Source organism: uncultured Nitrosomonas sp., from assembly GCF_902826915.1.
In the GTDB taxonomy this organism is placed as follows: Bacteria; Pseudomonadota; Gammaproteobacteria; order Burkholderiales; family Nitrosomonadaceae; genus Nitrosomonas.
In genome coordinates this window covers 1-13,995 of record NZ_CADEGP010000036.1, presented here as the reverse complement: position 1 = coordinate 13,995, position 13,995 = coordinate 1, and the positions used below count along the sequence as shown (strand labels likewise).

The following is a 13,995-nucleotide window of genomic DNA, read 5'->3' as shown; positions in this document are numbered from 1 at the left end:
TGACAGAACCAGAAAAATAAATATTTTTTCCTCTTATTAACAGCATATTACCTAACAACCCAACCGCTTAGGGTTGTATTCTAACTGCAATTTATCCCATAATGAATGAGCTGAGAATCATTCCAGCGTTGTGACTTTCCTCACAGTCAACATAATCAGTATTAAGTAATCTAGTACCTGATGATCCTCATCTAAACTGGATGATTTTCATCTTTTTAATGACAATTTATCTATCTTTAAGGAGATTTATCTTCAATTCTAATCTTTAATCAAAAGGAGATTCAAAATGGCTATAGTCAATGGAACAGCTAATAATGACTTCATTTCAGTTGCATTCATCTCACCCGGGGTATCCAACTTTCCAACCCAGGCAGCTGATACTGTCAGAGGCTTCGGCGGAAACGATACCATCAGCAGCGCTGGCGGCCCCGATATTGTTTTTGGCGGCACGGGCGCCGACACCATCAACGGTAATGGCGGCAACGATACGCTTAATGGCGATGCGGGCAATGACATTATCGATGGTGGTTCAAACAATGACACAATCAATGGTGGAAGTGGTAACGACGTCATATTTGGCGGCTTTGGCGGCGATATATTGCGAGGAAATGCCGGTGTCGACCAACTGAACGGCGGGGGTGGCAACGACAACATCCTCTCCGATGGCGATGGTGGCACCTATAACGGTGATGCAGGTAATGATTATATGAGATCAGGCTTGGGTCCAGAGACCATGAATGGTGGACCGGGTGTCGACACCATTGATCACCGGGTCTTTAATGGAAACTATGAGTTCAACATGGCGACCGGACTGACAAACTTTGGCGGAGAAAACTTCACCAATTTCGAAATCGCCAGAATGGGTGGAGGCAATGATACCGTGACCGGAAATAATGCTGCCAATACGATCTTTGGCGGCGCAGGCAATGACACCCTGGAAGGTGGCGGTGGTGTAGACAGGCTATTCGGCGGCACAGGCAATGACACGATTACCTCCGATGGCGATGGCGGCATTTATAATGGTGATGCGGGCAATGATTCGATGACATCAGGATTAGGCCCCGAAACCATGAATGGCGGAACGGGCGTCGACACCATTAATCATACAGCCTTTAATGGCAACTATGTGTTCAACATGGCGACCGGACTGACAAACTTTGCTGGGGAAAGATATACCAATTTCGAAAATGCCTTCATGGGCAATGGCAATGACAATGTGACTGGCAATAACGCTGCCAACACAATCAAAGGCGGTGGTGGCGCGGATACTCTGAATGGTGCCAATGGTAACGATACGATCCTGGGTCAGAACGGTAATGACATCATTTTTGGTGGATCAGGACACGATACCTTGATCGGTGGCAACGGCAGGGATGTGATGTCTGGCGGTGGCGGCAGCGATACTTTTGACTTTAACGTACTGAGCGAAAGTGCTGTCGGCGCTAATCGGGATGTCATCAATGGTTTTATTCCCGGAATTGACAATATTGACTTGTCATCCATCGATGCCGTGAATGGTGGCGCTGATAATGCATTTATTTTCAGAGGCACGAATAATTTCACCGGTGGTGGTGAAGTCCGATACTTTCAGGATGCTGCAAATAACAGAACCATTGTTCAGGCAGAGTTTGAAGGCGATGGTAATTTAGTTGTCGATATGGAAATCCAATTAAATGGACTTCACGTACTCGCTGCTGCCGATTTTGTACTCTAATACCTATTAAAAAGTTGATTTGAGGCTGTTGAATCCTTCAGCAGCCCCAATTATTTTCTTGCTTCTACTGAATTCTCAAGCACTTCACTGCCATTTCAGTCGACTATAAAGTTTGGTTCCATTGCTATCAACCAGCAAGTTAGTAATTCCATTTCTCATTTGTTACAATTATAAATCTCAATCTACTCTCGCAAGTTACTTTTTGTGAAACCAGAAAATTTCCTTGATGCAACGTCACTCTGAGTTGCATCAACAATGACACAGAGATCTCAGCAATTAACCCAGCAAATTCCATCATTTCTTGGCGCAATACTAATTGCGTGCAATAACCTTCTCTTTGAAAAACAATTAACAATCTATGGAAAATTCTCAGGAAGGTGCGCAAACACGCTGGCAGGCAATCAAAATGGCAGCAGATTTTATTGCACCCTACAAGCATCAGGTCGTCTACAGCTTATTGGCTTTGTTATTCACAGCCACCGTTACGTTGTCGATTGGTCAGGGCATTCGCTTGCTGATAGATCAAGGAATTGCGACGCAATCAAAAGAGCTGCTGAGTCAATATGTGGGAATATTTCTGCTACTGGTGATTGCCTTAGCTGCGGGCACATTCACTCGCTATTACTGGGTCACCTGGCTGGGTGAGCGAGTCATTGCCGATATTCGCCGCAAAGTATTCAACCACTTGATTCACCTGCATCCCGGATTTTTTGAGCAAAACCGCAGCCTCGAAATTCAATCGCGCCTGACCGCTGATATGACGTTACTACAAAGCGTGATCGGGTCCTCCGTTTCATTCGCACTACGTAATTTGATTATGATGATAGGTGGCATTATTTGGCTATTCATAACCAATGCTAAGCTCACTGTGCTGGTGATGATCTGTGTACCTCTGGTCGTAGCGCCCATTCTGATTTATGGTCGCCGGGTACGGCATTTATCACGGCAAAGCCAGGACAAAGTTGCTGCGGTCGGCGCTTATGTCGGCGAAGTGCTCGGACAAATTAAAACCGTGCAGGCTTATAATCATCAACCCATCGATCAGCACTCATTTCATGATCAAGTCGAAGCAGCTTTTGCGGTTGCCAAGCAACGCACCACGCAACGCGCGTTACTGATCACCATCGTCATTGTTCTGGTACTCGGCGCTGTCGGGCTAATGCTATGGGTCGGTGGCATGGACGTAATCGAAGGTCACATCAGCGCTGGTGAATTGGCCGCCTTTGTTTTCTATAGCGTTATTGTCGGCTCGGCCGTTGCCTCCATCTCCGAGGTCATCGGCGAATTGCAGCGCGCCGCCGGTGCCGCTGAACGGACGATCGAGCTATTACAAGCACCGAATCTGATTCAATCGCCTGAGAAACTCCACCCGCTACCAGAAGTATCTGGAAATATTGTCATCGATAAATTGTGCTTTGCCTACCCTTCCCGTCCCGAGGTGTTGGCTATCAACCAACTGTCATTAACGGTCCGTGCAGGTGAAACGTTGGCGCTGGTGGGTCCTTCCGGCGCAGGAAAATCCACGCTGTTTGACCTGTTGCTACGTTTTTTTGATAGCCAATCCGGCAGTATCAAGCTGGAAGACATTGATATCCGAGATCTAGATCTTTTTGCATTAAGGCACTGCTTTGCCCTAGTAGCGCAGAATCCGGCGCTATTTTACGGCACCATTAGCGAGAATCTTCGCTACGCCCGCCCCGCAGCCACCGATGCCGAAGTCGAAGCAGCTGCCAAAGCGGCCTACGCGCACGACTTCATTTGCATGCTGCCACAAGGTTATCAAACGCATTTGGGGGATTCGGGATTAGGCTTATCGGGTGGCCAGAAACAGCGACTAGCGATCGCGCGCGCGCTATTAGCCGACACACCGATTCTATTACTGGATGAAGCCACCAGTGCATTGGATGCACAAAGTGAGTTTTGGGTGCAGCAAGCATTGCAGCATCTGATGCGCAACCGCACTACGCTGGTTATTGCCCATCGTTTGGCTACCGTACAATCCGCCGACCGGATTGCGGTGCTCGATCATGGTCATTTGGACGCATTGGGAACACATACCGAATTGCTGCAATCAAGCCCCTTATACGCACGGCTGGCAGCATTGCAGCTACAGCCACACGAGGGAACATGATCTATGCTATCAATCTATCAGTTTCCTGACTATCCAGACCGACACCCGCAGATTGAATCACTCGCGATAATGTTTTGCGCGCTGCGCGCATACCGACTCCCATCTGCATGAGCGTGCGCAAATGCACTGAGCGTTTCAGCAATAGTGCCATTAGGTGTAGCGAATTCACCCCTCCATCTGGATATACTGCACCAAGCAATGCTTGCGGAGGAGAAAATTGAACCGGATCAACAATAACACGCACAGCGATAAAAGGAATACCTGCTTCCGCGGCTACCACTGCAATTGCACCACTCTCCATATCCACCGCACAAGCACCTGTGACATGAGCCAAATCCCTTTTTGCATTTTCGTCTGTCACGGGTACCGCACTGTCAGTCAATACACCGTTAATGACAGTAATATCCGTCGGGAGTAATCGCTGCAGTCTATCGCGCCAAGTCACGTTTACTGGTAACTGATCAGTGGAATGAATAATAACTCCCGGCAACACCAGATCACCTGGCTTTAAACAGGGATCCAATGCGCCGGCAACACCAAAACTTGCCAATGCGGTAACACCCTGCCGCAGCAATTCCTCTGCTGCTATTCGTGCTGCCTCTGCGCCCATGCCACTGAGGCACAAAACAGTATAATCATTGATTTGCACCATTTCATTGAGCGGGACGCGCATCGATGATACACAGCTGGCTTCAGCTCTTAAAGCTGTCACCAATCCGGTTACATACATACGGACACTGTCCTGGTCAGTGCACGGTAACGCGCCAAGGCCCAAATCGGAAAGAATTTTGAATATCCGTGATAGCGAAGATAGAAAACACGCGGGAAACCGGGGGCGGTAAACCAAGGATCTTCCCACAAATGATCATCCTCCTGATTACGCAGTAAGTAATTGATCCCCCTACGCACCGACACACTGTTAACCTCACCTGCCGCCATCAAGCCCAAAACGGCCCATGCAGTCTGGAATGCTGTGCTGGTCTCGGGAAGTTGTCCGGCTAATTGTGCATCCAGATAGGAATCGTTCGTCTCACCCCAACCGCCATCGGTTCTTTGTACGGATTCTAACCATTTTACGGCACGCCGCACCGATGCGTGCTGCATGTCAAACTCGGCCAGCTGAAAGGCCTCCAACACTGACCACGTACCATAAATATAATTGGTACCCCAGCGTCCAAACCAAGATCCACTCTTCTCTTGTTCCCGCAGCAAAAAACTGATACCACGCCAAACTTCACGCTGGTGCTTCCCATATTTTGCCAGAAAACCAACACAACGCGCCGTCACATCACTGGTGGGTGGATCAATCAACGCACCGTGATCGGCAAAAGGAATTTCATTCAAATAGTGATAGGTATTATCAATATCGAAGGCTGCAAAACCACCATTACGTGATTGCATGCCAGCCAGCCAATCGGCTGCTCGATTCAGGGAATTCTGGTAACGCTGCGCATCGCCTTGATCCAAGGCCCAAGCTACAGCCGCGGTGTCATCAAGATCTGGATAATGCGGATTGGCGTATTGAAAAGCCCAGCCTCCCCCTGGTAAATTAGGCTGTTTGTCACGCCAATCACCCGGCGCATCCAGAACCTGTTGCTCAACTAACCAATCCAGTGCTTTTAACACAGGCTCCTGATCTGTCGTTGAATCTTCCTGCAATGCCAAACTTGTCAATACCGTGTCCCAAACTGGCGAGGTACATGGCTGACACCAAGCACGCTCCCCCTCGTCAATTAATAACCCTCGTAACGCATTACGACATTGCACTCGATTGGGATGATCATACGCATAGCCCAGCAATGCTAGTGATTCATGCGCGTTGACCATTGCAGGGAAAATAGCACCAATTCCACACTCACCATTCAGACGCTCAAGCGTCCAATTTTCCGCTTTGCGTATCGAATATTGACGTATAGATTGAGGAAGCTTGGGTTCAACACGTGACAAAACCCGTTCGATCAACATAAAAGCACGCTTCAACAGAGTGTCCGCTTGCGGAAAATAATTCTTTTCCTGTTCCGGCGGCACAACAAATAATTCACGAATATCCACATTACGCGGATTGATCGCACGTGCCTTGATCGTACACAAAATTGATAGCGGTATCATTACAGCGCGCGACCAGTAAGAGACCTTGCTGATATGAAAAGGAAACCAACTCGGCAGCAATACTAATTCCGAGGGTACAACCGGCACGCCGCTCCAAGGAATCTGCTCATACATGGCTAACAGCAATCGAGTAAAAACATTGGCTTTGGCCGCACCGCCACACTCCAGAATAGCTTCCCGGGCACGTACCATGTGCGCCGCATCGGGAGAATCGCCCACTAACTTCAAGGCATAGTAAGATTTAATGGTGCAGCTGATATCAAATGCACCGCCAAAATACAATGGCCATCCGCCATGGGTCAGATCCTGTTTTTCACGAATAAAACGGGCAATTTTATTCTCCAGAATGACATCGACCTCGTCCATGAAGTGCATCATCAGAATATACTCTGCTGGAATTGTACAATCCGCCTCAAGCGGAAAACACCAATGTCCATCGGATTTTTGTAATGACAATATGGCCGAACGAGCTTGGGTAAACTTATTTTCCAATTCATCGACATTGATTTCATCCTGACTCAGATTGGGTGCTGAATACGATGCAGGCATTTCATCATTCACAGTAAATCCACTCGGCTGCTGCGATATATCCGATATTCTCTGTAATCCGTCCATAACTCCTAAGCACTTATATATATTATAAATTTAAAATAATGAGGTGTATTTCACTAACACGATCGGTTGCATTATTGTTCGGATACTCGATGCCTAATGAAGCAAAATAAAATCAAGAACATTATTTCTTGATTTTCACATCGTTATCAAATGGATTATCTTGAAAAGGATCATAATAAAGGTCCAGGGGCAGTTTGCCATCATGCACCAGGAATTCACGTTGTTGCATGGATGCTTCACGTACAAACAAATACGGATCCAATGCCGCCTCATCCCGAATCTGCATCGGACCAATTAAACGCGCACGTTTATCGATAGCGCCCAGGATGGTAAATGGCGCAGCAAAATATGTACCTATCGCAAGACCAGCATAAAAAAGCACATTAGTAACAAGACCCACCGGAATATTGGTTACATCACGTTCACTACTCGGCCCCAGTAACGGAACAAATAAATAAGAACCTGGATTAACTCCCCAAACACCTAACGTCTGACCGAAATCCTCATCATGTTTTTGCAACCCCATGTGGGTCGCCATATCAAAAAGTCCAGCCATACCAATCGTTGAATTAATAATAAAGCGTAACGTATCTCCAGCACCCTGCTTCACCTTCCCTTGTAAAAAAGAATTTAGGGCAACATTCGGATATGCCAAGTTATCATAGAAATTTCCTATGGATCGCTGTGCGGCACTGGGTACATAATCAGCATAAACATTCACAACGGGCTCAAAGATAGCCCGATCGATTCGGTCCGTAAAATCATAAGAAGCGCGATTAATTTTCTCATGCGGATCAGTCGAATCAATATCTTCATCACTATTTTTTGGTGTTGTCGCACACCCTTGCAAGACTGCCAGGCAGAGAAAAAATATAATAAAAATCAAATAACGACAATTAATATTTCTCAAGGTTTCAGAATTCTCATTCATTTACTTGTAGCACAACCAATCTTCATGTTTCCTTCAGTAAGGCCAAATACCATGTAACAGGCTCATCAATTCCTGATTCAACAGCTATTCGATTTCATCGATATTGCCTGACAGATCAAATTTTACAGCAAACCAAACGCCTAAAATCTGACTTACCATAAGTTCTACAGTATCGAATCAATCTGCCTGTTTCAGCGTAAATTTTCAGCAAAAATAATTGAGCCGCAGTATACACTACTAGCTCAGAATCATGATTTGTTACTGCAGCTAAAAATGCTCGCGCCCCTGCAAATTTTAAAAGATTAAAATCACTTTTAATCTGTGCTTATAGATTGGAATTTGCCGGGCAATGATAAAGTTTCCTAACACTTTACGCAGCATAGAAACATGCATCTCGAATCTCTCCTAACCACCAAATTCACGGCCAAGGAAAAAATCAACCCTCTCTTTCCCCGTGCACAATCTCTACCAATTTTAACGCTTGCAATTCCATTTCTACCACAAAGTCATCAACCCTTGCCCTGAAGTGGCGATAAAAAATCATGCTGGGAATGGCCACAAGTATTCCAAATGCAGCATTATATAGCGCAACTGAAATCCCGTAAGCAAGCTGCGCCGGGTTGCTACCAGTCGGAGAGTTTGATCCGAAGATTTCAATCATACCCACCAATGTACCAAACAAACCCATCAAAGGGCTCAAGGCGGCAATGGTTCCTAGTGTAGTCAGGTAACGACTCAAATCATGCACAATCACCCGGCCTGATTCTTCAATTGATTCCTTCATCACCTCACGTGTGCTTTTGACATTTCTCAGCCCGGCTGCAAGAATTTGCCCCAACGGAGAATGCATTTGCAAGCGCGCCAGCATTTCGGGATTAACGCCACTGCGTTTATACTCACTTAACACCCGGGGTAACAATTCTTTCGGTGCAACGACAGTCAAACGCAATGTCCACATCCGTTCTCCGATAATGGCCAAGGCAACTATGGAAGCAATTATGATCGGCCAAATTGGCCAACCCGCAGCTTGAATTAAAGATAACACGCGATACTCTCCTCACTCACTTTAGATCCAGGTATTATTCTGTAACCTGCTATATTACCTGATTTACATAGAATATTACTAAGCAGTTAATCCGGCACGCACTGTATTTTGATCATGCAATTTTAACAATCCATTTTCTATCCACAATTTCTGTGGATAAGTCTGTGCGTATATTACAAAAAAGAAAATTAAGTGACCAAATCCAAACATCTTTTCTAACTTGACTATTTATTAGTCTCTGACATATCAATTAATAAACAATATGTTATGCGCCAAGCATGGCACTCTTCCGTATTAATACACTGCTTTCTTTCAGATCCGACGATTCATTTCTGCGCTTGCCCATTATCAAAAATAATCAATTTTTCAGTACTAACCTTGCACATAAGGTACTGTCAGTCAGCAACAAACTAAAACGCCAACAATTACAACAGGTGACCTCCCCACAAAAATATCATTTTATTTCCATCAGATGGTGATGCTCTGCTCTGTCAATCCGAAGAAAACCCAATCTCTGATAAAGCCGGAAAGCCCTTTGGTTAGCATGCAGAACTCGCAAGCGCAACGGAAAATGACGCGCGCGTGCTCTGGCAATCAGTCTCCCAATCACTTCAGTGCCAATGCCTTGATCCTGATAACGAGGATCAATCTGAATCTCATCCAGCCACAGATGATCCGCATGCGCAACGACGATAAACATGCCGACAGGCTTATCATTCTGCAAAAGAATTTCAATTTTTCTCGATTCCCATGCATGCTTGAACAAGCCCAATTCTTCGTCATTATCCCAGTAACCGAATTCTTGTGTGATAAGGTCACGGTACACGGTATGGTGCAATTCAAGCAACCACTGATAATCAGAATCTCGAACGGGTAGTATCTGGATACTCATTGGAAATTAGCAGTCATGAGAAAAACAATGCTAACCGTAAACGAATCGGCCAGCAAACCGAGTTATAAAATTTATTGATCTTGAACCAGAGCAATTCTTCAATTGAAAAACATTAACATAACCTCACAAAACTTCTGACAAATCGATTGATGTTGAATCACTTCGGATTTCTTCTTAATTTACCATTCTTCTGACGATTCCTTGTATGTTATAGTGAAAATGGCACTCAAATTACGCCGCTCCTACCAATACCATGCGGAGGATCAAGATGAAAAAAAGCAAGCCTGAGTTACGCGACACGATCGTGGATACGGCCGTTGTCATCGCCGAATGTTCATCCTGGGAAGCAGTACGCTTGTTTGATGTCGCCACTCAATTGAATATTTCTCTGGATGATATTCGTCTTTATTTCCGTGAAAAAGAAGATTTGGTTGATGCCTGGTTTGACAGGGCTGACGGCCAAATGCTCAAAGCATCGGAAACCGTGGCATTCCTCTCGTTATCACCACGTGACCGTTTGCAGCATCTCATCATGACTTGGCTGGATGCATTGGTTACTCACCGCAAGGTTACGCGACAAATGATCGGTGCCAAACTGGAGCCCGGTCATTTGCACATCCAGATTCCCGCCATCATGCGCATTAGCCGCACGGTACAATGGATGCGCGAAGCCGCACAACGCGAGGCCACATTTGTACGCCGTGCCCTGGAAGAAACCGCGCTGACCACGATTTACTTAGCGACGTTTACTTACTGGATGCAAGATACATCAGAAAATTCGCAACGCACGCGCGATTTTCTGGAGCACAAATTGTTGCTGGCTGAATCGCTCGATCATACGATTTATGGTGCTCCGCGTAATGAAGCCACGGTCGATTCCGCCGAGCAATCTGAACCTGCTCCTGAAATTTTCACAAAAACCGAGTCCTCTCCACTAACGGAACCGATTGCACCCAGAATGCATGCCAAATCCGGCTGATCTTAGACTATGGACCCGCTCACGCACGCTTTAAGCGGCGCCCTACTGGCTCGGATTGCAGCACGAACTCGAATTCCATCGCAATCACAATCGGAGCAAAACATTGCATTACCATTGCGCTTGCAAATTGCCGCCGGCTTTGCCGCAGCTGCGTTTCCAGATGTGGATTTTGCGCTCCGTCTGATTGACACACTTACGTATCTGAATTGGCACCAGGGTCCGACGCACTCGCTGATTCTGTTGCCGCTATGGGCATGGCTATTGGCCTGGCTGTTTTCTTGGCTTACTCAAAGACGCTATAGCTGGAAATTGTTTTTCCTTCCCGCATGCCTTGGCATTGCCATTCATATCGCGGGAGACCTTATCACTTCGTATGGGCTGATGCTGTTTGCACCTTTCTCCACCGAACGTTTTTCACTGCCACTGGTATTTGTCATCGATCCCTGGTTTAGCCTGATCATCGTTGCCGGCTTGGTCATTTCGTGGCGCTATCCACGACAACGAATCGCAGCCATCACAGCTTTGGCAAGTTTGTGCGGATATGTGTTTTTTTTATGGACTCTGCACCAACAAGCCGTCGAAATCGCCATCCGTTATGCCGATGCCCAAGCTCTGCCAAAGGCACACATCACCGTGCTGCCACAACCGTTGTCGCCGTTTCACTGGAAAATTATCGTCCAGCACGATGAAACCTACCACCTTGCCGATATGAATTTGCGCCAATCCCAAGGGCAACACCAAGCAACCTGGCTGCTGTCAAAAATGACAGCAGCTTATCGCCCCATTTTGGAAAACAATTGGCACATCCAACAGCAGTTCGGCGATGATTCAACGAATAAAACACGCATCCGTGAAGCGTGGCTTAGTCCTGCTTTTGAGTCTTTCCGCGTCTTTGCCCAATTTCCAATACTGGAGCGCACCGACACTTCTGAACTGGGCTTGTGTATCTGGTTCTACGACCTACGCTTCAAATTCCCGGAGTTGCCACCTTCTTTTCGTTACGGCGTATGTCGTCAGGACGATCTTTCTGACTGGCAGATGGTGCGGCGACGTGGTTTATTCTATATTGATTGAATCTGTTTATTCGATGCCATCAATCACTCAAACTTTAACTTTACCCAGTCATCAATGAAAAATTTATAATGACTGCAATTCGTGACAGAAACCACCAGAACTGCCACTATCCCAATGGTTTTAATAAATATAATTACACTTATAAGGCGCACATGATGCAATGAACACATTTGCCGATAAAAAAGAAAACCCAACCACCGACGAATATCTAAAAGCCAGTCTGAATGATGTCTTGGACAGGCTAAATAAAAATCCAAGCGCGTTACAAAGTGAAGAAGCATTTGTCCATGCGGTCATCACTGTACGCAATGCAATGATTAATGAGAAGCTGACCAAGTGGCTAATTGGCTTGACTGCAATCGTTGCAATTGCTACTGCACTATTAGTAATAGTCCCATTCTTCACGCCATCGTTTGAAACCAAGAAATTAGAAGCTGCACTAATTGCAACTAAAGCTACACACAATGAATTAAAGACTGAATTAGCAGCTTTAAAAAATGAATTGCTTGAATCACAACGCAACATATCGGTATTGAAAAATCAAGTTGAGAAGTACAATACTAGTCAGTAGTCAGCAGTATCAAAGAGAATAAGGCACATGAAACCGCTGCATGCTAGCGAAACTGCAAGATCAAGTCTGAATTGCCACAATTTAATTGCGAATATTTATGTAACAACACCATTATGGATACAGATAAATTTACAGAATCAGCGAAAGGCTTTACAAAGAGTCCGTTAGGAATAATTGCGCTTTTTATAGTGCTTGTGTACGGATTTGCATCACTTGTTGTGGGTTTGGGGCAAGGAATCTCAGAGCACATCACACCCCTGGCCTACTTCATGGTTTTCTTCCCAGTAATAGTATTTTGCGGATTTCTTTGGCTTGTTGCCAATCATCACAATAAACTTTATGGACCTTCTGATTTTAAAAATGAAGATAATTTCATGAAATCCCAAATGACATCCGTTGCATCCCTCGCTGCCGCAACCGCCAAACAACCTGGGCATGAGGGGGGATTACCTGAATCCCAACTTCGAGAAATTGTGAATATTGTTTCTAATGCTAGTAGAAGACAAATAACAAGAGAGCGGAAAAGCCGGGTTTTATGGGTCGATGATCGCCCAGAGAATAACGTTTATGAACGTCAAGCATTCCAAGCACAAGGTGTTGAATTCTCTTTGGCTCTTTCCACTAATGAGGCCCTTGATATTCTCAAGACCAACAAGTTCGCAGTTATAATTTCTGATATGGGACGCAAAGAAGGACCACAGGAAGGTTATGTTCTTCTCGACAAGCTTCGTTCCCTGGGAGATACAACTCCATTTGTTATCTATGCCGGCTCAAACTTGCCGGAACACAAGAGACAGGCAAAAAAGCACGGTGCAATTGGATCAACCAACCGTGCAGACGAACTCTTCCCGCTGGTTATGGAAATTATAGCGCGTGGCTCATAACGGGGAATCTGTCCCAAGTGCTGGGAAAGTTCGATATTGACATATCAAATCATCCCCACTAGAGTAAGCGCTGCTTACGCGCTAAAAAATGCGGAGCAAGCATCACTATACTAAAACATAAAATTTAAGAGGGAAATATATACTATGAAAATAACCAAAATCATATTTTTAAGCGCTGTTCTTGGACTGCTACTAACAAGCGTCACACACGCTGCAGAGCAGAATTTTAAAGTAGTTATCAATGCCTATGACACCACCATTCCTGAACTTAAAGTTGAAGGGGTAACGATTAACAACATTCGTGCCTTTAATGTTCTCAATGAACCAGAAACATTAACTGTCAAAAAGGGAACGACTGTCAAAATCACTGTAGAAAATAAATCACCCATCAGTGAAGGATTTGCCATTGATGAATACGAAATTAAAGACATACTTAAAGCAGGCGAAACAAAGGTCATTTCTTTCGTGGCCGATAAAGCTGGCGCCTTCACTATTTGGTGTCAACTCCATCCTAAGAATATCCATCTGCCAGGTTCTTTGAATGTCATTGAATAGAGTGCTTTAAGGCATTCGTGAAGTATTTGCTTTCTACTTTACAATGCAGGGTATCTGCTTGGTTAAATTGAATTCAATTTAATCTCTACCGGGTTTAATTCCTCGCCCCTTGGGGCGAAGGCTGGTTGAAAACCGGCAGTCTGAAGAGCGCTTTTAATACCTCGCTGCTTGCGGCGGGGTGCTTTATTGCTTCTCCTATCTTTAGTTGCAGATCACATTTGCTTTTGGGGTTTGCAATCAAGGATAGGATTCGGAATCAAATTATATCTAACCAAAAATCAGAGAAAAAACTAAAAAGGCAATTTGACAAGCTTCATTGATCACACGTCAAATTGCCTATATTCCTAAAAATTTATCGTAGCAAATCTGCCGTTTGTTTTTTTCTTGCCCTAGAAACCATGCAAGCGCAATCCATTCTGCTGATTGGACTACCTACACTGTATTTAGTCAGTCCTGCAAAACGCTTGGAGACCCTATAAATATTGGAATTCATGC

Annotated in this window: 12 protein-coding genes; 7 read left to right on the top strand and 5 right to left on the bottom strand. The window is 45.3% G+C overall.

Annotation, left to right across the window (positions count from 1 at the left end):
- Positions 1 to 286 precede the first annotated feature (286 nt).
- Positions 287 to 1,714, top strand: a complete 1,428-nt coding sequence (locus QZV86_RS07835; RefSeq protein ID WP_295625846.1) for a calcium-binding protein — start codon at positions 287 to 289, stop codon at positions 1,712 to 1,714.
- Positions 1,715 to 2,072: 358 nt separating this feature from the next.
- Positions 2,073 to 3,845 carry an ABC transporter transmembrane domain-containing protein gene (locus tag QZV86_RS07830; RefSeq protein WP_295625842.1) on the top strand — a complete coding sequence of 591 codons (1,773 nt, stop codon included), beginning with the start codon at positions 2,073 to 2,075 and terminating at the stop codon, positions 3,843 to 3,845.
- Position 3,846: 1 nt separating this feature from the next.
- On the opposite strand, the gene QZV86_RS07825 is transcribed toward QZV86_RS07830, so the two are convergent.
- The 5 genes from QZV86_RS07825 to QZV86_RS07805 all read right to left on the bottom strand — a co-directional run bounded on the left by QZV86_RS07825 (position 3,847) and on the right by QZV86_RS07805 (position 9,437).
- Positions 3,847 to 4,575, bottom strand: a complete 729-nt coding sequence (locus tag QZV86_RS07825; RefSeq protein ID WP_295625839.1) for a phosphorylase — start codon at positions 4,573 to 4,575, stop codon at positions 3,847 to 3,849.
- The gene (gene shc / locus QZV86_RS07820; RefSeq protein WP_295625837.1) at positions 4,566 to 6,569 is read right to left on the bottom strand and encodes a squalene--hopene cyclase; all 2,004 of its coding nucleotides are present in this window, start codon (positions 6,567 to 6,569) and stop codon (positions 4,566 to 4,568) included. The genes QZV86_RS07825 and shc overlap by 10 nt, the downstream gene beginning before the upstream one ends.
- Before the next feature lie 121 nt (positions 6,570 to 6,690).
- Positions 6,691 to 7,500: a VacJ family lipoprotein gene (locus QZV86_RS07815; protein ID WP_295625835.1), complete on the bottom strand. Its 810-nt coding sequence runs from the start codon at positions 7,498 to 7,500 to the stop codon at positions 6,691 to 6,693.
- A gap of 436 nt (positions 7,501 to 7,936) precedes the next feature.
- Complete coding sequence (locus QZV86_RS07810; RefSeq protein ID WP_295625833.1) at positions 7,937 to 8,545, bottom strand: MotA/TolQ/ExbB proton channel family protein; 609 nt, start codon at positions 8,543 to 8,545, stop codon at positions 7,937 to 7,939.
- 454 nt (positions 8,546 to 8,999) lie between these two features.
- The gene (locus tag QZV86_RS07805) at positions 9,000 to 9,437 is read right to left on the bottom strand and encodes a GNAT family N-acetyltransferase (protein WP_295625831.1); all 438 of its coding nucleotides are present in this window, start codon (positions 9,435 to 9,437) and stop codon (positions 9,000 to 9,002) included.
- 268 nt (positions 9,438 to 9,705) lie between these two features.
- Between QZV86_RS07805 and QZV86_RS07800 the strand changes: the two genes are divergently transcribed.
- The 5 genes from QZV86_RS07800 (at position 9,706) to QZV86_RS07780 (ending at position 13,500) form a co-directional block, all read left to right on the top strand.
- The gene (locus tag QZV86_RS07800) at positions 9,706 to 10,416 is read left to right on the top strand and encodes a TetR/AcrR family transcriptional regulator (protein WP_295625829.1); all 711 of its coding nucleotides are present in this window, start codon (positions 9,706 to 9,708) and stop codon (positions 10,414 to 10,416) included.
- A gap of 9 nt (positions 10,417 to 10,425) precedes the next feature.
- Complete coding sequence (locus QZV86_RS07795) at positions 10,426 to 11,490, top strand: metal-dependent hydrolase (protein WP_295625827.1); 1,065 nt, start codon at positions 10,426 to 10,428, stop codon at positions 11,488 to 11,490.
- A gap of 160 nt (positions 11,491 to 11,650) precedes the next feature.
- Positions 11,651 to 12,061 carry a hypothetical protein gene (locus QZV86_RS07790; RefSeq protein WP_295625824.1) on the top strand — a complete coding sequence of 137 codons (411 nt, stop codon included), beginning with the start codon at positions 11,651 to 11,653 and terminating at the stop codon, positions 12,059 to 12,061.
- A 113-nt stretch (positions 12,062 to 12,174) separates the two neighbouring features.
- A complete protein-coding gene (locus tag QZV86_RS07785; protein ID WP_295625821.1) occupies positions 12,175 to 12,945 on the top strand; it encodes a PleD family two-component system response regulator in 771 nt (256 codons plus the stop codon).
- A gap of 144 nt (positions 12,946 to 13,089) precedes the next feature.
- The gene (locus tag QZV86_RS07780) at positions 13,090 to 13,500 is read left to right on the top strand and encodes a nitrosocyanin (protein WP_292920221.1); all 411 of its coding nucleotides are present in this window, start codon (positions 13,090 to 13,092) and stop codon (positions 13,498 to 13,500) included.
- Positions 13,501 to 13,995: the final 495 nt, after the last annotated feature.